15 protein-coding genes are annotated in these 18,353 nt (G+C 64.5%); 13 read left to right on the top strand and 2 right to left on the bottom strand.

What is annotated here, in order from left to right:
- Positions 1 to 13: 13 nt before the first annotated feature.
- Positions 14 to 1,345, bottom strand: a complete 1,332-nt coding sequence (locus tag ACIPUD_RS17460; RefSeq protein WP_018458577.1) for an Hsp70 family protein — start codon at positions 1,343 to 1,345, stop codon at positions 14 to 16.
- A gap of 278 nt (positions 1,346 to 1,623) precedes the next feature.
- Between ACIPUD_RS17460 and ACIPUD_RS17455 the strand changes: the two genes are divergently transcribed.
- From ACIPUD_RS17455 to ACIPUD_RS17395, 13 genes are all read left to right on the top strand, one after another.
- Positions 1,624 to 1,761, top strand: coding sequence for a hypothetical protein (locus ACIPUD_RS17455; protein ID WP_018458576.1), 138 nt, complete (start codon positions 1,624 to 1,626; stop codon positions 1,759 to 1,761).
- A gap of 251 nt (positions 1,762 to 2,012) precedes the next feature.
- Positions 2,013 to 3,299 carry an oxalate/formate MFS antiporter gene (gene oxlT / locus ACIPUD_RS17450; RefSeq protein WP_026233613.1) on the top strand — a complete coding sequence of 429 codons (1,287 nt, stop codon included), beginning with the start codon at positions 2,013 to 2,015 and terminating at the stop codon, positions 3,297 to 3,299.
- 255 nt (positions 3,300 to 3,554) lie between these two features.
- A complete protein-coding gene (oxlT, locus tag ACIPUD_RS17445) occupies positions 3,555 to 4,877 on the top strand; it encodes an oxalate/formate MFS antiporter (RefSeq protein ID WP_018458574.1) in 1,323 nt (440 codons plus the stop codon).
- Positions 4,878 to 5,050: 173 nt separating this feature from the next.
- Positions 5,051 to 5,476 (top strand): CBS domain-containing protein, encoded by a 426-nt coding sequence (locus ACIPUD_RS17440; RefSeq protein WP_018458573.1) that lies wholly within the window; start codon positions 5,051 to 5,053, stop codon positions 5,474 to 5,476.
- A 104-nt stretch (positions 5,477 to 5,580) separates the two neighbouring features.
- Positions 5,581 to 6,600 (top strand): 2-dehydropantoate 2-reductase, encoded by a 1,020-nt coding sequence (locus tag ACIPUD_RS17435; protein WP_085352314.1) that lies wholly within the window; start codon positions 5,581 to 5,583, stop codon positions 6,598 to 6,600.
- Entirely contained in the window at positions 6,600 to 7,385 is a 786-nt protein-coding gene (locus tag ACIPUD_RS17430; protein WP_018458571.1) for a fumarylacetoacetate hydrolase family protein, read from the top strand. Before ACIPUD_RS17435 ends, ACIPUD_RS17430 begins: the two co-directional genes overlap by 1 nt.
- Before the next feature lie 285 nt (positions 7,386 to 7,670).
- Positions 7,671 to 9,077 carry a hypothetical protein gene (locus ACIPUD_RS17425; protein ID WP_446481216.1) on the top strand — a complete coding sequence of 469 codons (1,407 nt, stop codon included), beginning with the start codon at positions 7,671 to 7,673 and terminating at the stop codon, positions 9,075 to 9,077.
- 183 nt (positions 9,078 to 9,260) lie between these two features.
- A complete protein-coding gene (locus ACIPUD_RS17420; RefSeq protein WP_007608336.1) occupies positions 9,261 to 9,461 on the top strand; it encodes a hypothetical protein in 201 nt (66 codons plus the stop codon).
- A gap of 70 nt (positions 9,462 to 9,531) precedes the next feature.
- A complete protein-coding gene (locus tag ACIPUD_RS17415; RefSeq protein ID WP_085352311.1) occupies positions 9,532 to 10,179 on the top strand; it encodes a hypothetical protein in 648 nt (215 codons plus the stop codon).
- A 1,027-nt stretch (positions 10,180 to 11,206) separates the two neighbouring features.
- Positions 11,207 to 12,202, top strand: coding sequence for an NAD(P)H-dependent flavin oxidoreductase (locus ACIPUD_RS17410; RefSeq protein ID WP_247370872.1), 996 nt, complete (start codon positions 11,207 to 11,209; stop codon positions 12,200 to 12,202).
- 25 nt (positions 12,203 to 12,227) lie between these two features.
- Positions 12,228 to 13,196, top strand: a complete 969-nt coding sequence (locus tag ACIPUD_RS17405) for a zinc-binding dehydrogenase (RefSeq protein WP_204510718.1) — start codon at positions 12,228 to 12,230, stop codon at positions 13,194 to 13,196.
- Between the two features lie 214 nt (positions 13,197 to 13,410).
- Positions 13,411 to 14,784, top strand: coding sequence for a cation-efflux pump (locus ACIPUD_RS17400; protein WP_204510717.1), 1,374 nt, complete (start codon positions 13,411 to 13,413; stop codon positions 14,782 to 14,784).
- A gap of 227 nt (positions 14,785 to 15,011) precedes the next feature.
- Positions 15,012 to 17,342, top strand: a complete 2,331-nt coding sequence (locus ACIPUD_RS17395) for a PAS domain-containing sensor histidine kinase (RefSeq protein ID WP_446481215.1) — start codon at positions 15,012 to 15,014, stop codon at positions 17,340 to 17,342.
- 3 nt (positions 17,343 to 17,345) lie between these two features.
- On the opposite strand, the gene ACIPUD_RS17390 is transcribed toward ACIPUD_RS17395, so the two are convergent.
- The gene (locus ACIPUD_RS17390; protein ID WP_018458564.1) at positions 17,346 to 18,239 is read right to left on the bottom strand and encodes a LysR family transcriptional regulator; all 894 of its coding nucleotides are present in this window, start codon (positions 18,237 to 18,239) and stop codon (positions 17,346 to 17,348) included.
- Positions 18,240 to 18,353: the final 114 nt, after the last annotated feature.

The following is an 18,353-nucleotide window of genomic DNA, read 5'->3' as shown; positions in this document are numbered from 1 at the left end:
GCGTGACCGTAGGCTACGCGCCCGCCCTCGACTGGAGCCCGCCGCTTGCGGTCCAGCGGTCCGGGTCCGGGCTGTGTCCGATCAAAGCAAGGCCGTACGCAATCGACTCGAACTGATCGCCCGACATCAGCCGTTCGTTGCCGAACCGCTCGGCGAACAGTTTTCGAACGGCCGGCACGAAAGACGTGCCGCCGGTCAAAAACACCTTCTCGACCTCGCGCGCGGTGATGCCGGCTTCGCCCAGCACCTTGTCGACGGTGGCCCCGAGCCTCGCGATGTCGTCGGCAATCCAGGCTTCGAAATTCTTCCGCGTGATAGTCGAGCCGATATCGACCCCGCCTCCTTTGAAGCGGAACTCCACCTGATCCTGGGCCGACAGCGCGACCTTGGCGTCGGACACCGCGCGGTACAGCGCAAAGCCGAGGTCGAGATCGACGATGGTGATGAAATCCTCGAGCAGAGCCGGCTTCACCGCGGTGCGCGCAAGCTCCCGGAGTTCGCGCAGGTCGCCGTTGCTCTTCATCATCGCGAGCTGATGCCAGCGCGCGAGATTAGTGTAGTGGCCGGTGGGGATCGGCAGCACCTTGTCGAACGAGCGGAAGCTCGAGCCCTTGCCCAGCCGCGGCGAGACGACGTGATCGACGATACGGTAGTCGAAGGTGTCGCCCGCAATCCCGATGCCGGCATGGCCGAGCGGCTCGGCGCGCAAGGCGCCGCCGGCACGCGAGAACCGCATCACCGAGAAATCGCTGGTGCCGCCACCGAAATCCGCGACCAGCACGGTCGCATCGCGCTCCAGCCGGCGGGCGAAGGAGAACGCCGCGCCCACGGGTTCGTAGACATAGCGGGCGTGGCCGGCGCCGAGGCGCTCGAACGCGGCCCGGTAGCGCTGCATCGCCAGCGCTTCGTCGGGATTGCCCCCGGCGAAGCGGACGGGGCGACCGACTGTAATGGTGGACGTCTCGAAGCCGAATTTATCGCCGCCATGCCGCGCCAGCGTCCGCAGGAACGCCGCCAAAATATCCTCGAACTTGTAGCGCTGCCGGAACACCTGGGTGGTGTTGAAGCTGGAGCTTGCGGCAAAGGTCTTGAACGACTGGAGGAAGCGGTAGACATGGCGTCCTTCCAGGAACTGCTCGATCGCCCACGGGCCGCCTTCAGCCTGGGCGCCGGCTCCCGGCCGGTCCTCCCAGAAGCACAGCGCTGACACGAAGACGCTGTGGCGCTGCTCACCATGGTCGAAGCGGATGGCCTCGACCCGGCGATCGTCCGCCGCAAGGGCCACGACCGTGTTGCTGGTCCCAAAATCGATGCCGATCGAGACGGCGGGCGAGGCGCTCGACATGAACCACTCTGACAGATGATTGGAGGGGGCAGACCACTAACGGCTTCATGTGCCGCTGCCAAGGCTCCGTTTTTGGATATCGACGGTCAAATGGTTCAGTTTCGGCCGGCTTTGGGCATATCCCGCTCAAATCGGCCCATTTAACGGATTATTATGCTGCAATGCGAAGAGCTAAATGCTGCTATGCAATGGCATGCATAGACATTGGCATCTGGTATACATAAATTCCCTTTCGAAATGAGACAGCACTACTGACCGTCTCGAGAAAGGGATTTCCGATGTCCAAGACCGCTTCCGTCGCTCTCGCGCCCTCCTCCACGCTGTTCGCCCGCCTGATGGCAACGATCGACCGCCTCCTGATGGCGAGCGCCGAGATCTCGAATCACAACGGCGACCTGCCGCGCTTTGGCCTGTAGGCCGGACAGCCGCCCGCGCCTGCGCGCGCAGCGGGAGACGGTTTTAGATCAGTCCGCATACTACTTTTGATGAATGGCCCCGGATCACGGGGCCATTTCTACTTGTGCTGTCCTGAGTCACAGCCGCAACCGGGCAAGGTCCTGCGGCATTTGCGCACGGTGACCGGACCAGCGCTTGAAGCTTGGCATAATGCATACAAGAATGCCGTTCCAGCGCTCGCAGAAAAATGAGAGGCGCCACGGGAGGCTTTATGACGGACATGGTGCAAGCAACCGCCCCGACAGCCGCGCGCGTTAGCGACACGTATCGCTGGACGCAATTGGCAGTTGGCGTCGCGGCGATGGTAATGATCGCCAATTATCAATACGGCTGGACGTTCTTCGTCCCCGACATCCAGAAGAAGTTCGGCTGGGATCGCGCGTCGATCCAATGGGCCTTTACCCTGTTCGTGCTGTTCGAGACCTGGCTCGTGCCGATCGAGGGATGGTTCGTCGACAAATACGGTCCGCGCATCGTGGTGCTGGTCGGCGGCGTGCTCTGTGCCGCCGGCTGGGCGATCAACGCGGAGGCGACCACGCTCAACGGCTACTATCTCGGCATGATCATCGCAGGCATCGGCGCCGGCGGCGTCTACGGCACCTGCGTCGGTAATGCGCTGAAGTGGTTTCCGGACAAGCGCGGTCTTGCCGCGGGCATCACGGCCGCTGGTTTCGGTGCGGGCTCCGCGCTGACCGTCGCGCCGATCCAGGCCATGATCAAGGACAGCGGTTTCCAGACCACCTTCCTTTATTTCGGCCTCGGACAAGGCATTATCATCTGCATCCTCGCCTTCTTCCTGCTCGCGCCGAAAGCAGGTCAGGTGCCGAACGCGGTCGTGAACGCCAATCTGCAGCAGACCCGACGCAACTACCAGCCGACCGAGGTGCTGCGTCAGCCGATCTTCTGGCTGATGTACTTCATGTTCGTGATCGTCGGCGCCGGTGGCCTGATGGTGACGGCGAACCTGAAGCCGATCGCGGCGGACTGGAAGATCGACAACGTGCCGGTCACGCTGATGGCGGTGACGATGACCGCGGTGACCTTCGCGGCCACGATCGACCGCGTGCTCAACGGCCTGACGCGTCCGTTCTTCGGCTGGATCTCCGACATGATCGGCCGCGAGAACACGATGTTCATCGCCTTCGGCATGGAAGGTATCGGCATCTGGATGCTCTACCTCTGGGGCCACGATCCGCTCTGGTTCGTGCTGCTCTCGGGCTTCGTGTTCTTCGCCTGGGGTGAGATCTACTCGCTGTTCCCCTCGACCTGCACCGACACGTTCGGCGCCAAGTTCGCGACCACCAATGCCGGCCTGCTCTACACCGCGAAGGGTACGGCCGCGCTGCTGGTCCCGATCGGCAACTACATGCAGCAGTCGTCGGGCAGTTGGGACAACGTGTTTATCATCGCAGCCGGCGCCAACATCCTGGCCTCGGCGCTGGCGATCGCGGTGCTCAAGCCCTGGCGCAAGGTCGTGGTCGCGCAATCGACCGTCTGACGCGCTCCAAAAGCGCTTCTCGCGCAAAACGCCCGGCCTCGCGGCCGGGCGTTTTCGTTGTGCGCGACGTTTTCGTGAACCCGCCGTCCCTAAAGGAACTCCGCAAATTTTCAGGCGCGCGCCAAGATAGGGCTTGCAATCTGGAATATGGTATACCAAGGTCGCCACCGCGCTTGCGACGATAAGCCACAATATTGCGACATCAGGTCATCTTGCGACCGGTGTCGAACCAGACAGGCGCTTGGGAGGTTCTTGATGATTTCCAGCACCGATGGCGCTGTCACGGCCGCGCCTCTCCGCACAGGTTTCCGCTGGCTCCAGCTGGTCATGGGCATCGTCTGCATGGCGATGATCGCCAACCTGCAATATGGCTGGACCCTGTTCGTCGATCCGATCGATCACGCGCACCATTGGGGACGCGCCGCGATCCAGCTCGCCTTCACCATCTTCGTCGTCACCGAAACCTGGCTGGTGCCGATCGAGGCCTGGTTCGTCGACAAATACGGCCCGCGCATCGTCATCATGTTCGGCGGCGTCATGATCGCGCTGTCGTGGATTCTCAACTCCTATGCCGATAGCCTCACCTTGCTCTACGCGGCCGCGATCATCGGCGGCATGGGCGCGGGCGCCGTGTACGGCACCTGCGTCGGCAACGCGCTGAAATGGTTTCCCGATCGCCGGGGCCTTGCCGCCGGTGCGACTGCCGCCGGCTTCGGCGCAGGCGCTGCACTCACCGTCGTGCCGATCGCAGCCATGATCGCAACGAGCGGCTATCAGCACGCGTTCCTCACCTTCGGCATCGGCCAGGGCGTGATCGTCTTCGTGCTCGCCTTCTTCATCCAGCCCCCGCGGATCTCGATCCCGCCGAAGAAGAAGCAGCTCAATCTGCCGCAGACCAAGATCGACTTCACCCCGCCCCAGGTGCTGCGCACCCCTATTTTCTGGGTCATGTATCTCGTGTTCGTCATGGTCGCCTCCGGCGGCCTGATGACCGCGGCGCAGATCGCCCCGATCGCACACGACTTCAAGATCGCCGACACGCCGGTCACGCTCGCCGGCTTTCAGATGGCGGCCTTGACGTTCGCGATCTCGCTCGACCGCATCTTCGACGGTTTCGGACGGCCGTTCTTCGGCTTCGTCTCCGACACGATCGGCCGCGAGCACACCATGTTCATCGCCTTCGGCACCGCCGCGCTGATGCTGCTGACGCTGTCGGCCTATGGCCACGTCCCTGTCGTCTTCGTGCTCGCCACCGCGGTCTATTTCGGCGTGTTCGGCGAGATCTACTCGCTGTTCCCGGCGACCTGCGGCGACACCTTCGGCTCGAAGTTCGCAACCACCAACAACGGCATGCTCTACACGGCGAAGGGGACCGCGTCCCTGCTCGTTCCGCTCGCCAGCGTGATCTCGGCCACGTATGGCTGGAAGGCCGTGTTCGTGGTCGCAGTCGCGCTGAACGCAACGGCGGCCCTGACGGCGCTGTTCGTGATCAAGCCGATGCGCCGCTCCTTCATCCTCGGCAAGGAAGCCGAGAGCGCCAACGCCGCGACGGGGAACGCCAAGACCGAGACGGCATAACGAACACTCCTTGCACGGTGAGACAGGGGCGCAGCGATGCGCCCCTTTCTTTTTGGCTCACGGCAAACGTCAGCATTGTTGCCTCAAGATTTTTCGGAACAGCCAAATCGAGTGCTTGACGATTGGCATTATGTATACCACACTTGCCGCATCATTCACCCAGGGAGGTTGCAATGCTGGTCGGAGACATTCTGCGCAAGAAGACACCGCGCGTTGTCACGGTGCGAATGAACGAAACGGTGGGTATCGCCGCCAAGCTGATGCGCGCCAACAATATCAGCGCACTGGTGGTGAAGGACGTGGTCCGCTCCGAGGGTAACACCGCGGTCGGCATGTTCACCGAGCGCGACGTCGTGCGCGCCGTCGCCGAGCACGGCGCCAATGCCGTCAACGTCAAGGTTTCGCAGCTCGTCTCGGTGCAGCAGCTCGTATCCTGCACCTCAAACGACACGATCGAGCACGTCCGCCATCTGATGAACCGGAATCACATCCGGCACCTGCCTGTCATCGACGATTACAGCCTCGTCTCGGTCATCAGCATGCGTGACATCGCCTCCTTCGTGGACGAAGCGATCAACGGCACGCCGCAAGCAGCTTAAAGCGTCTCACTTCCCCCTGCGACTACCGTCCCCGGCTCGGACCTTCCGAGCCGGACCGGATCTTTCGTCCCGAAATCCGGCTTCCGCTGCTTCGCGAGGATTCCATGAAGATCTGCATCTACGGCGCCGGCGCAATCGGCGGATATCTCGGGGTTCAGCTCGCGCGCGCGGGCGCCGACGTCAGCCTGGTCGCACGCGGCGCGCACCTTGCCGCGATGCGCGAGCGCGGCCTGACGCTGCTCGCGGGCGAGGAGAAGCACACCGTGCATCCGCGCTGCACCGACGATCCCGCCGAGCTCGGTGTGCAGGACTACATCATCATCACGCTGAAGGCGCACTCGATCACCGGCGTGATCGAGACAATGCAGCCGCTGCTCGGACCCCACACCCGCATCGTCACCGCCGTCAACGGCATCCCCTATTGGTACTTCTACAAGCACGGCGGCCAATACGAGAATTCGACGCTGGAGAGCATCGACCCCGGCGGACGGCAGTGGCGCGAAATTGGCGCCGAGCGCGCCATCGGTTGCATCGTCTATCCCGCCACCGAGATCGAGGCGCCCGGCGTGATCCGTCACGTCTACGGCAACAACTTTCCGCTCGGCGAGCCCTCCGGCGAGATCACCCCGGACGTGCAACGCCTCGCCGATCTCTTCGTCGCAGCCGGACTGAAGGCGCCGGTGCTCGACCGCATCCGCGACGAGATCTGGCTCAAGCTGTGGGGCAATGTCTGCTTCAACCCGATCAGCGCACTCACCCATGCAACGCTCGACGTGATCTGCACCGATCCGGCCACCCGCGCGCTGTCGCGCGCGATCATGATGGAGACGCAAGGGATCGCCGAAACGTTCGGCGTCAAATTCCGCGTCGACGTCGAGCGCCGCATCGAAGGTGCGCGCAAGGTCGGCGCGCACAAGACCTCGATGCTCCAGGATCTCGAGCGCGGCCGCCCGATGGAGATCGACCCGCTCGTCACCGTCGTGCAGGAGATGGGTCGCCTCACCGGCGTCGCCACCCCCGCGCTCGATTCAGTGCTGGCGATGGTGACCCAGCGCGCCCGCATTGCCGGTCTCTACGACGGCATCTCGACCCCATCAGATCCGCGCGCACTGGCGGTGGCGTGATGGCTGGCGAGATCAAACAATGGCTCCGCTTCCGGAATAGCGGTGCGACCGGCTTCGGCACGCTAACGTCGTCGGGTATCAGCGTCCATGAGGGCGAGATGTTTGGCCGCCATGCAGCCACCGGCAAGACGCTGGCGCTGTCGGAGGTCGAACTGCTCGCGCCCTGCGTGCCCAGCAAGATCGTCGCGCTCTGGAACAATTTTCATGCACTCGCGGCCAAGCTCAACCAGCCCGAGCCACCGGAGCCGCTCTACCTCCTGAAGGCCACCACCAGCATTACGACGCCAGGCGCGGTGATCCGCCGTCCCTCTTATTACGACGGCAAGACCACGTATGAAGGCGAGCTCGGCATCGTCATCGGCAAGACCTGTGCCCGGGTGTCGCCGGCGGAAGCGGACAGCTTCATCTTCGGCTACACCTGCGTCAACGACATCACCGCCAACGACATCCTGACCAGCGACCCGACCTTCCCGCAATGGGCACGGGCCAAAGGCATCGACGATTACGGCCCGTTCGGCCCCGTCATCGCGACCGGTCTCGATCCGGTCAGGCTGGTGGTCCGCACCATCCTCAACGGTGCGGAGCGACAGAACTATCCGATATCGGACATGATCTTCACCGCGCAGGAGCTGGTCAGCAGGATCTCCCACGACATGACCCTGCTCCCCGGCGACCTCATTGCCGTCGGCACCTCGGTCGGCGTCGGCGTGATGAAAGAGCCGGTGAACATTGTGACCGTCGCGATCGACGGCATCGGCGAGCTGACCAACGAGTTTCGTCTGTAGCTTCTCTCTCCGTCATGGCCGGGCTTGTCCCGGCCATCCACGTTCTGTTGGTGCGGAGGCGAAGGCGTGGATGCCCGGGACAAGCCCGGGCATGACGAGCGCGCTGAACGTCTGCCTCCCAACGCGGGAAACTCGGCTCTCCCCACCCCCCTCAATCGATCGGCTGACGCAACCAGCAGTGGATCGCGCTATCGGAAACCTCTGGCAGGCCCCCGCTGCCCTTGATCTCGGTTCCGCTCTCCAATAGCAATTATGGCGATAATGTGCCGGCGTGAGGAAGTCACGATGTGGCTGTTTTTCCTGGTTGCCTGGTTTGTTCTGCTCACTGCCATCGCGATCTTCGCCCAGCAGGCGCTCGGTTACGATGTCGGCCACCTGCCTGCCTGGTTCGGAGGCCTGCCCGTCCCGCAGCGTGTTGCGACCGGCGCGATCCTGGCCTTGGCGTTGGCACTGATCGGCGCCTCCGCCTGGCGGCTCTCGCGCCAGGACCGGCGCCTCGACACATTGCGCGACCGCCTCAAGAAGACCCGCGAGGACGTGGTCGTCGCCCACGCCCTGCAGAACCACCTCGACGCCACCGTCCAGCACCTGATCGAGAGCGATCCCCGGGAGGCCGTTTCCGCCCTGCACGACAAGCTGGGCGAGACCGAGCAGCGCGCCCTGCTGCAGCGGGGCCGCAACGAATCCACCGACATGCACGACCAGCTCGCCGAAATCCGCCGGCGCCAGCAGGAATTGCGCGATATGGTCGGCAAGGTCGCCGAGCAGCGCCGCGCGGTCGAGCCGGTTTTCACCGAGATCCGCGACCGCCAGAACCAGCTCGAACGCTCGCTGCACGACCTTGAGACCGACGACCGCAAGAACAACCTCGCCGACCGGCTCAAGGACATCGCGGGCGACGTATCGACGCTGCTGTCCCGGGTCGGCGCGGTCCAGGACACCTTTGCGACCCTGAATCAGTACAAGGACGATCTAGCGAAGTCCCACGCTGAGCTGGTGCCGCTGCGCTCGTCGGACGCCGGCCTCAATGCGTTGATCGGCGAGCTGAGCCTCGGTCATGAGCGCCTCGCCAAGAGCATCGACGAGCTCGAAACCGGCGGCGAAGCGCCGCTCGGCACCCGCGTCGAGATGCTGTCGAAGAACAAGATCGAGATCGAGCAGCGCCTGGCCCGCATCGACGACAGCTTCCACATCCTGAAAGGCATCGGGCTCGACTTCGAAGAGCTCGGCGAGCGCCGGGCCCAGCTCGAACGCTCGCTCGCCGGTGTCGAGATCGACGCCGAGGGCGAGACGCTTGCCGACCGCCAGAATGCGCTGAACGATTTTGTTCTCCAGTCGCGCCAGCGCCTCGGTGCGTTACAGGAAACGCTGGCGACGCTGAACGCCTTCAAGACAGAGCTGTCGAAGTCGCAGGCTGACCTCGTCCCGCTGAAGGCGCCTGTGTTCGGAATCGAGGCCATGATCGCGGACGTCGGCACGACGCACGACCTCCTCGCCAAAACCGTCGGCGAGATCGAGGCAAACGGCGACGTCACCCTCGCCTCGCGCGTCGACGCGCTGACCAAGAGCAAACGCGAGGTCGAAGACCGCCTCGCCCGCATCTTCGACAGTTTCAACGCGCTCGACGGTTTGCGAAAAGACATCGGCGGCATCTTCTCGACGATCAGGAACAGCCTGAACCGGATCGGGTGAGGCCGAGTCGCGTAGGCTGGGCAGAGCGCGCCGAAACATTCAGACACATCACATCTCCGCGCGGCCGGCAGATGCCGCCAACATGTCGCGCCGATGCCGCACTGTGGACGCATTCGGCCGCCCTTCTGTGAGGCGTGTCTGGGGGCACGGCGGTGCCGTGTTTGGACCAAACCTTCTAGGGGTATGACTGTGAAGAAGATTGTATTTGTCGTGGGTGCTACGCTTGCTCTGGTAACGGTCGCGAATGCCGCGGATCTGCCGCGCCGCCAGCCCGTTCCCGTCTATTCGGAGCAGGCGCCGATCGGCAAGATGCCGATTGGCAAGAGCCCGGTTGGAAAGGCTCCGATCGGCAAGGCGCCCGGCCCCGTCGCAGCGCGCTACTGACGCGTTAGCGAAATACCCGCAGAAGCAAGCGTAGACTCTGCGTGAGTGGCCGACAGTCGAGGGGCACAGCGTGACGAACAAACCTGATCGATCGGGACCCTGCATCCTTGCGGGATTCGCGCTCGCGGCCATGCTCGCGTGTACGACACCTTCGGCCTCGGCCCACGAAGCGAACAAGCGCGTTGCTGACGCAAACGCGCTTGCCACGACCGACACCGTATCACGGCCGGCGCCATCGACCCGGCGCCCGGTCGCGCGCGCGGAAAAAGGTCCGTACTACGTCGATTTCCGCGCCCGCACGGCGGCGAGCTGGGGCCACGCCTTCGTCTGGTACGGCAAGACCAGCGAGCGCGCCGTCGAAGTGGCAGGGCTCACGCCCGCCGGCGACACCTGGGCCTATGTGCTTGGTCACCTCACCTGGGTGCCGGCGGAGACCGGCGCGAGCTACGGCGATCTCGACCCGGAGTATCTGACCGCGAACTACCGCGTATATCTGAACGAAGCCGACGCCAAGCGCGTGTTTGCCTATATCAAGAAATTGCAGGCGAGCTCGCCGGTCTGGAACGCCGAGACCACCAATTGCACCGGCTTCATCGGCGACATCGCCGAGTACATGGGATTGAAGGTCCCCTACCGCTGGCAGCGCCCCGAAAACTTCGTCAACAGCCTCAAGGAAATGAACGGCGGCCGCCAGATGGTGCGGCTGTCGACGGAATAGCCCGGCAGGGTTCGCCCGTCGGGCAAAACAGCCGCACAAATTTCGCGCGCCGCCTGTCAATCCCCGTCTGCCAAAATATTCCATTTTACCGAAATTCGGATTTGGCGTACCTACGACACACCCTGACCCGGGACAAGGGGCGGATCGCGATCGTCACGGACCGCGGGTTGGGCAGCGATGGACGCGACGGCGTCGGGCGCGGCGAGCCTTGCAGGGCGGGAAACCGTGAGCACAGGCTTTTGCGCCTACGACACGGCGCCGACAGCGTCTTCGCATGGCTTCGGGTGCGAGCACACGCCAGCTCCCGAAGACCCAGCGAGGACGTGCGCGGACGGCGAAGTCGTGTGGTCCTGACGCCCGGGGTCTGTGCGTCAAGTCCTGTGGTGATGCGTGCTGCCCGACCGGGCGCTTGCATCAGCCATCTGCGGGGCGACGGGGGCAATAGTGCATCGCTCCCCGGGGAGAGCACGAAGTAAGCCGTAAACCACCGCGCAGGGAAGGCCGGGCGATTGGCTGACCTGTGGTCCACCCCGTGTGCATTCTTCTGGCGCACGGACTTGCGGGTGCCAGCCGGCGCCCGGCCTTCCCTGCGCCCTTGTCATGACGAGGGCGATGCGATCAGGCAAAGCTCGGGCGAAATGCGCCGCGAGGATGCGAAGATGCGTCTGCTGTTTGCAAGTCGGATCGAGATTGATCGGAAGATTGTGCGTCCGTGCCCCGGACGCAGCGCAGCATCCCCCGGCAGAGCGAAGCATCGTCCGGTTCGACGGTGCGCTGCAGAGCCGGCGCCCATCTTTCAGAGCGCTCGCTGGGCATGGGTCGCGGCTCTGCGCGGCAACGCGAAGAGGCGTTGCAGCGCGTCCGGGACACGAGCCCGCGTCAATTATCCGCCTCACGGAATCCCCCCACTCCCCGCATGATCGCCCCGCCTCCACCGCACGCCCTCGCAATAGACTTTTCCCGACCCGGGCGGCATCCTGCCGGCATCGACCGATAAAAGAGCGCCACGCAAGCGGGGAAACAGATCATGCTGCAGACACGGTTCACCAAGCTCGTCGGAGTCGAGCACCCGATCGTCCAGGGCGGCATGCAGTGGGTCGGGCGCGCCGAGCTGGTCGCCGCCGTCGCCAATGCCGGCGCGCTCGGCTTCATCACGGCGCTGACCCAGCCGACACCGGAGGACCTCAGGAAGGAGATCGCCCGCTGCCGCGATCTCACCGACAAGCCGTTTGGCGTCAACCTCACCATCCTGCCCGCAATCAAGCCGCCGCCTTATGCCGAATATCGCGCCGCCATCATCGAGAGCGGCATCAAGGTGGTCGAAACCGCCGGCAACAAGCCGCAGGAGCATGTCGACGAGTTCAAGAAGCACGGCGTCAAGGTCGTGCACAAATGCACCAGCGTCCGTCACGGGCTCTCGGCCGAGCGCATGGGCGTCGACGCCATCTCGATCGACGGGTTCGAATGCGCCGGCCATCCCGGCGAGGACGACACCCCCGGCCTGATCCTGATCCCAGCCGCCGCCAACAAGATCAAGATCCCGATGATCGCCTCCGGCGGCTTTGCCGACGCCCGCGGCCTCGTCGCCGCACTGGCGCTCGGCGCCGAAGGCATCAACATGGGCACCCGCTTCATGGCTACCAAAGAGAGCCCCATTCATCAGCTCATCAAGGAGAAGATCGTGGCCAATGACGAGCGCGAGACCGAGCTGATCTTCCGCACCATGCGCAACACCTCCCGCGTCGCCAGGAACGAGATCTCGACCAAGGTCGTCGCGATGGAGAAGGAAGGCGCCAAGTTCGAGGACATCCGCGAACTCGTCGCGGGCGCCCGCGGCAAGATGGTCTACGCGACCGGCAACTCGGACGAAGGCATCTGGTCGGCGGGCCAGGTCCAGGGCCTGATCCAGGACATCCCGACCTGCGTCGAACTGATCTCCCGCATCGTGCGCGAAGCGGAGGCCATCATCCGCAGCCGGCTCGAAGGCATGATCGTTCATCCGACAGCGCAGGCTGCGGAATAATCACTGCAAGAAGTGAGAGCAATTCATGAAGGCTTATGTCTACGGCCCTGGTGGCGCTACGATTTCCGACGTCGCTCAACCAAAGCCTGAAGGCACGCAGGTGCTGGTCCGGGTCCGCGCCTGTGGCCTCAATCGCGCCGACACCGGCATGCGCAAGGGCCACGCCCATGGCGCGGCCGGCGGCGCCGGCACCGTGCTCGGCATGGAATGGGCCGGCGAGGTCGCCGCGCTCGGACCGGATGCCAAGGGCCTCAAGGTCGGCGACCGCATCATGGGCTCGGGCGGCGCGGCGTTTGCCGAATACACGCTGGCCGATCACGGCCGCCTTTTCCACGCGCCCTCGAACATGAACTTCGAGGAAGCCGCCACCCTGCCCGTGGCACTCGCGACCATGCACAACGCCGTCGTCACCATCGGCGGCGTGCAGCCCGGGCAAGCCGTGCTGATCCAGGGCGCCAGCTCCGGCGTCGGCCTGATGGCGATGCAGATTGCGAAGCTCAAGGGCGCCAGGCTCGTGATCGGCTCCTCGACCGATGCTTATCGCCGCGGCCGGCTGAAGGAGTATGGCGCCGACCTCGCGGTCAATTCCTCCGACCCCACATGGGTCGACGAGGTGCTGAAGGCGACGAACGGCGAAGGTGTCGACCTCATCGTCGACCAGGTCTCGGGAAAGGTCGCGAGCCAGAACCTCGCGGCGACCAAGGTCAAGGGTCGCATCGTCAATGTCGGCCGGCTCGGCGGCACCCATGCCGATTTCAATTTCGACCTGCACGCGGCCCGCCGCATCGACTATGTCGGCGTCACCTTCCGCACCCGCACCATCGAGGAGATCCGTGAGATCTTCGACGAGGTCAAGAAGGACATCTGGGGCGCGGTCGAGTCGCGAAGACTGCGGCTGCCGATCGACAAGGTGTTTGCCTTCAACGATATCGACAAGGCGTTCGAGCACATGGAGGCCAACAAGCACCTCGGCAAGATTGTCGTGACGGTGTAGTGGCCGCGACGACCAGAGAGAGCGGCAGCGCACCAGTCTCTCCACTCGTCATGGCCGGGCTTGTCCCGGCCGTCCACGTCTTTGTCGCTCCGAAGAACGTGGATGCCCGGGACAAGTCCGGGCACGACGGAGTTCACCCGCTCCTGCAACTCACTAGCGTCTACGCCTGTGGATCGTCGCTTGATGTTCACCCGCGGCCTGCTAAATCCCCGCCATGAGCTCCCAACACAACAAGACCTCAGTCGCAGCGATCTCGATATTCGCCAGCGGCGGCATGGCGGCGGCCAAGTTCGCGGTCGGGATCGCGATCGGCTCGCTGGCGCTAATCTCCGAGGCGCTGCATTCGTCGATCGACCTGGTCGCCACCATCATCACCTGGGCGGTGGTGCGGGTGTCCGACAAGCCGGCGGACGAAGAGCATCATTACGGCCACGGCAAGCTCGAAAGTGTCTCGGCACTGGGCGTCACCGCCCTGCTCTACGTGCTCGCCGGTGGAATCCTGGTCCAGTCCTACAGCCATCTCCGAGAGGGAGTTGCGCCGCCGACGATCTCCGCCGTCCCTTTCGTCGTGCTGGTGATCGACATCGCCGTCAATTTCTGGCGCGCCCGTGCCCTGCACCGTGCCGCACGGGAGACCAGGAGCCAGGCGCTCGCCGCCGATGCGCTGCATTTCGCCTCCGACGTGATGGGCTCGTTCGCCGTGATCGTGGGCCTGATCCTCGCCGGCCTCGGCTTCTGGTGGGGCGACGCGGCTGCCGCCGCCGCAGTGGCCGTGATGATCGCCCTGCTCGGCCTGCGCATGGCCGGCTCGACCGTGCAGACGCTGGTGGACCGCGCTCCGGAAGGCGCGCATGAGACGGCCACGGCCGCGATCCGCAGCGTGCCGGGCGTGATCGACATCGAGCGGCTCCGCGTGCGCATGGTCGGTGCCACCACGTTTATCGACACGATCGCAAAGGTGCCGCGGACCTACCCCATCGACCGGGTCGAGGACATCAAGCGCAACGCGCAAGCAGCCGTCGAGACGGCCTTCGGCGATACCGACCTCACCTTCACCGCAGTCCCCGTGGCGCGCGACAACGAGACCGTGCGCGACCGCATCATGGTCATCGCCCACAATTCGGGCCTCGCCATCCACCACGTCACCGTGCACGATCTCGGCGCCAAGCTGATCGTCAGCATCGACCTCGAGGTCGACGGGGGGATGCAGCTCTACGCCGCCCATGACGTCGCCAACACGCTGGAACGCAACATCCAGGAAGAGTTCGGCGCAGATGTCGAGGTCGACGTCCACATCGAGCCGCTGGAACCGGAACTGCCGTTCGGGGTCGATGCCGAACCGGAACGGGTGCGGGCCATCGCCGCAGCCTTGACGGAATATGCCGCCAGCGGCGAGATCCACGACATCCATAATGTTCGCGTCCGCAACACCGACGCCGGCGAGATCGTGAATTTCCACTGCCGCGCCGAGCCGTCGATGAGCGTCATCAGGGTGCACGAGCATGTCGATGCGATCGAGCGCGCGTTGCGGCGCGCGTTCCCGAGCGTGAAGCGCGTCATCAGTCACGCCGAACCGCCGCGTGCGTGACAGAGAATGTGCGAGGAGTCACACGTTCTCGTTTCGGACTCGCCGCGCACGTAAGTTTGCGGACGCACGACGCACAAACTGCGCGTTGGATAAGAATAAATTCGCGTTAACGATTCGTTGACTCTCGACAGCCCGCGAAATCTGGATTCAAATCGAGCATGATTCGGAAGCGATGTGGGGCTGCTTCCGAACTCAAGTTGCAAGCAGGTTTCCAGGGGGCTTTAGGCATGTCGCGTGCAGACGCCGCGAACGCGTGCGTCCAATCCGATTCGATCAAAGGATTGGCGCAATCGATCGCGAAACCTGCCTATCATCGGCTCCTGATCGCGGAGCCTGCGCTACGCCGCGCCGTGCCGACGCTCATCATCGCATTCCTGATCACGATCTGCCTCGGCGCGTTCGTGCAGGTCGTCGACCAGACGCGCCAGAAGCGGCTGGTGATCCGCCACGACATCTCGGCGCTCGCCGACCTGCTCGCCGAGCGTATCGACCGCCTCACCTCCGGGCGACAGGAGCGGCTGAAGAACATCGAGAGCCTCCCGGCGTTGCTGCCCGACCTCATCCCAATCTGGGGCACCGCCTCGGGCCGCCACGTCATCGTCACCTCGGCTGGAATCGACCGCCGCATCCTCGCTCGCATCCCGATCGACAGCGATCCCTCGGGCAACGACCGCCTGCTCGACGCAATCACGACGGCGCAACTGCTGGCGGCACCGCCGCGCGACGACAACATCTCCGACATGACGCTGCCGAACGGCAACGCCGCAATGGCGACCGCGCGGCAGATCAAATCGTTGCCCGGCTTCGTGACCGTGATCCAGGAGCGCAACGAGCCGATCTGGGGCTCGGACGCCGCGCTATCGGTGACGCTGTCGGCCACCACCGGCTTCGTGGTCCTGATCCTCGGCTTCGCCTTCCACTGGCAGTCCACCCGTGCCCGCGAGGGCGACCTGATCAACGACGCCGTGCGCGGCCGGATCGACACCGCGCTCAACCGCGGCCGCTGCGGGCTGTGGGACTGGGACCTGTCGCGCGGCCGCATCTTCTGGTCGCAGTCAATGTTTTCAATGCTCGGCCTCGACGGCCGCAACGAGCTCCTCACCTTCGGCGAGGTCAACGCGCTGGTGAAGTCCGACGACATCGACCTGTTCGAGATCGCCGACCAGCTCATCTCCGAGAAGATCGACCACATCGACCAGACCTTCCGCATGCAGCATGTCGACGGCCACTGGATCTGGCTCCGCGTCCGCTGCGAGAAGACCAGCGGCGCGACCGATTCCAGCGTTCACCTGATCGGGATCGCGGTCGACATCACCGAGCAGAAGAGCCTCGCCGAGCGGACCGTGGAAGCCGATTTGCGCCTGCGCGACGCGATCGAGACCATTCCCGAAGCCTTCGTCCTGTGGGACGCCAGCGACCGCCTGGTGCTCTGCAATTCGCACTTCCAGCGCCTGCACAAGCTGCCCGACAGCGCCGTCATCCCCGGCACCTCCTACGAGACCGTGCTGGAGGTCGGCCGCATGCCGGAGGTTCGCACCCGGCACAACGAGACTGCGAGCCAGGGCCCCGGCGCGCGGACCTTCGAGGCGCAGCTCGACGACGGCAGCTGGCTGCACATCAGCGAGCGCCGCACCAAGGACGGCGGCTACGTCTCGGTCGGCACCGACATCACCCGCATCAAGGAGCACGAGCAGAAGCTGGTCGACAACGATCTACGCCTGCGCGCCACCGTCATCGACCTTAAGCGCTCGCAGGCAGCCCTGGAGCGCCAGGCGGGCGAACTCGCCGATCTCGCCGAGAAATACCAGCGCGAGAAGACCCGCGCCGAGGAAGCCAACCAGACCAAGTCGAAATTCCTCGCCAATATGAGCCACGAGCTGCGCACGCCGCTGAACGCGATCATCGGCTTTTCCGAAATCATGGGCTCGGGCATGTTCGGCGAGCTCGGCTCGGAGAAGTACCAGGAATACTGCCACGACATCCTGACCAGCGGGCATTACCTGCTCGAAGTCATCAACGACATCCTCGACATGTCCAAGATCGAGGCCGGCCGCATGAAGCTCGACATGGAAGAGCTCGACCTGGCGCAGACGCTGGCGGAATCCCTGCGGGTCGTCACCGGCCGCGCGCAGGACAAGCACCTGACGCTCGACGCCGACATCGCAAAGTCCATCTCCGTCGTCGCCGACCGTCGCGCCACCAAGCAGATCATCGTCAATTTGCTCTCCAACGCCGTGAAGTTCACGCCCGACGGCGGACGCATCGTGGTGCGCAGCCGGCAGCTCGACGACAGGATCGTGCTGATGATCGCCGACACCGGCATCGGCATCGCGCCGCATTCGCTGGCGCGGCTCGGCCGCCCCTTCGAGCAAGTCGAGAGCCAGCTCACCAAGACCTATCACGGCTCGGGACTGGGGTTGGCGATCGCCCGCTCGCTGGCGCAGCTTCATGGCGGCTCGATGCGGCTGCGCTCCAAACTCGAGGTCGGCACCGTCGTGCGCGTCACCCTGCCCCGCAACGCGATCAAGTCGGCGTCCGGAATATCGGCCGCGGCCTGAATTCTACGATTGCAGCGACGGCGCGACTTCTCGCGCGACATTGACCAGCGCCGCGATCAGCGGCGTCATCGGATCACGCTGCGGGATCACCATGCCGATGCTGTAATTGACATCGGGATCGATGATCGGGATCGAGCGCACCGTATCGGACAGGCCGAGCGTCTCGGCGAGCTTGGCCGGCATCACGCTGGCCCAGCGCCCCGTCTTCACATGCGTGAACAGCACCAGCAGCGAATTCGAGGTCAAGGTCGGCGTCGCCTCGGCGCCGACCGAACGTAACGCGCGGTCGATGATGCGGCGGTTCTGCATGTCGGGCGTCAGCAGGCACAGCGGCACCTGTCCGACCTCCCGCCACGTCACCGTCTCGCGATCACCGAACATTCCATCCGGCGCGGTGAGCAGACGATAGCTCTCGCTGTAGAGCGGAATGGTGCGCACCTTGCCGATCGGCTCGTTCTCGATATAGGTCAGGCCTGCATCCACCTCGAGATTCTCGAGCAACCCCAGCACCTCGGATGAGGTGGTGGACTGGATGCGGAAACGCACCTCGGGATGCCTGGCGCGGAACGGCGTCGTCAGCGCAGCGACCATACCGAGCACGGTCGGGATTGCCGCAATTCGGATCTCGCCGGAGAGCTGATGCTTCAGCCCGTTGATCTCGTCACGCATCGCGCGGGCATCGCCCACGATCCGCCGCGCCCAATCCAGCGCCCGCTCGCCTTCCGGCGTAAAACCCTGGAAGCGGGAGCCGCGCTGGACCAACATCACGCCGAGGATCTCCTCGAGCTGCTTCAGCCCGGTCGACATCGTCGGTTGCGTCACGCCGCACATTTCGGCGGCCCGGCCGAAATGCCGTTCCTTCGCCAGCGCCAGCAATAGTTCAAGCTTGTCGAGCAACCGTTCGTTCCCTCGGATCGTATGGTGGCATGCAAGCTAGCATGCCCTACCCCTTGCGACACGCAAAAACCGCCACGAATGCCTAGCGCTGCATCCAGCGCGTCGCCGCGACGC

This window comes from Bradyrhizobium sp. CAR08 (genome assembly GCF_052871955.1).
This window is presented reverse-complemented; position numbering and strand designations above follow the sequence as displayed.

Excerpts from the sequence above, each read along its gene's own strand:
- ACIPUD_RS17460 (WP_018458577.1), bottom strand. The coding sequence starts at position 1,345 with ATGTCGAGCGCCTCGCCCGCCGTCTCGATCGGCATCGATTTTGGGACC.
- ACIPUD_RS17455 (WP_018458576.1), top strand. The coding sequence starts at position 1,624 with ATGTCCAAGACCGCTTCCGTCGCTCTCGCGCCCTCCTCCACGCTGTTC.
- oxlT (WP_026233613.1), top strand. The coding sequence starts at position 2,013 with ATGACGGACATGGTGCAAGCAACCGCCCCGACAGCCGCGCGCGTTAGC.
- oxlT (WP_018458574.1), top strand. The coding sequence starts at position 3,555 with ATGATTTCCAGCACCGATGGCGCTGTCACGGCCGCGCCTCTCCGCACA.
- ACIPUD_RS17440 (WP_018458573.1), top strand. The coding sequence starts at position 5,051 with ATGCTGGTCGGAGACATTCTGCGCAAGAAGACACCGCGCGTTGTCACG.
- ACIPUD_RS17435 (WP_085352314.1), top strand. The coding sequence starts at position 5,581 with ATGAAGATCTGCATCTACGGCGCCGGCGCAATCGGCGGATATCTCGGG.
- ACIPUD_RS17430 (WP_018458571.1), top strand. The coding sequence starts at position 6,600 with ATGGCTGGCGAGATCAAACAATGGCTCCGCTTCCGGAATAGCGGTGCG.
- ACIPUD_RS17425 (WP_446481216.1), top strand. The coding sequence starts at position 7,671 with ATGTGGCTGTTTTTCCTGGTTGCCTGGTTTGTTCTGCTCACTGCCATC.
- ACIPUD_RS17420 (WP_007608336.1), top strand. The coding sequence starts at position 9,261 with ATGACTGTGAAGAAGATTGTATTTGTCGTGGGTGCTACGCTTGCTCTG.
- ACIPUD_RS17410 (WP_247370872.1), top strand. The coding sequence starts at position 11,207 with ATGCTGCAGACACGGTTCACCAAGCTCGTCGGAGTCGAGCACCCGATC.
- ACIPUD_RS17405 (WP_204510718.1), top strand. The coding sequence starts at position 12,228 with ATGAAGGCTTATGTCTACGGCCCTGGTGGCGCTACGATTTCCGACGTC.
- ACIPUD_RS17400 (WP_204510717.1), top strand. The coding sequence starts at position 13,411 with ATGAGCTCCCAACACAACAAGACCTCAGTCGCAGCGATCTCGATATTC.
- ACIPUD_RS17395 (WP_446481215.1), top strand. The coding sequence starts at position 15,012 with ATGTCGCGTGCAGACGCCGCGAACGCGTGCGTCCAATCCGATTCGATC.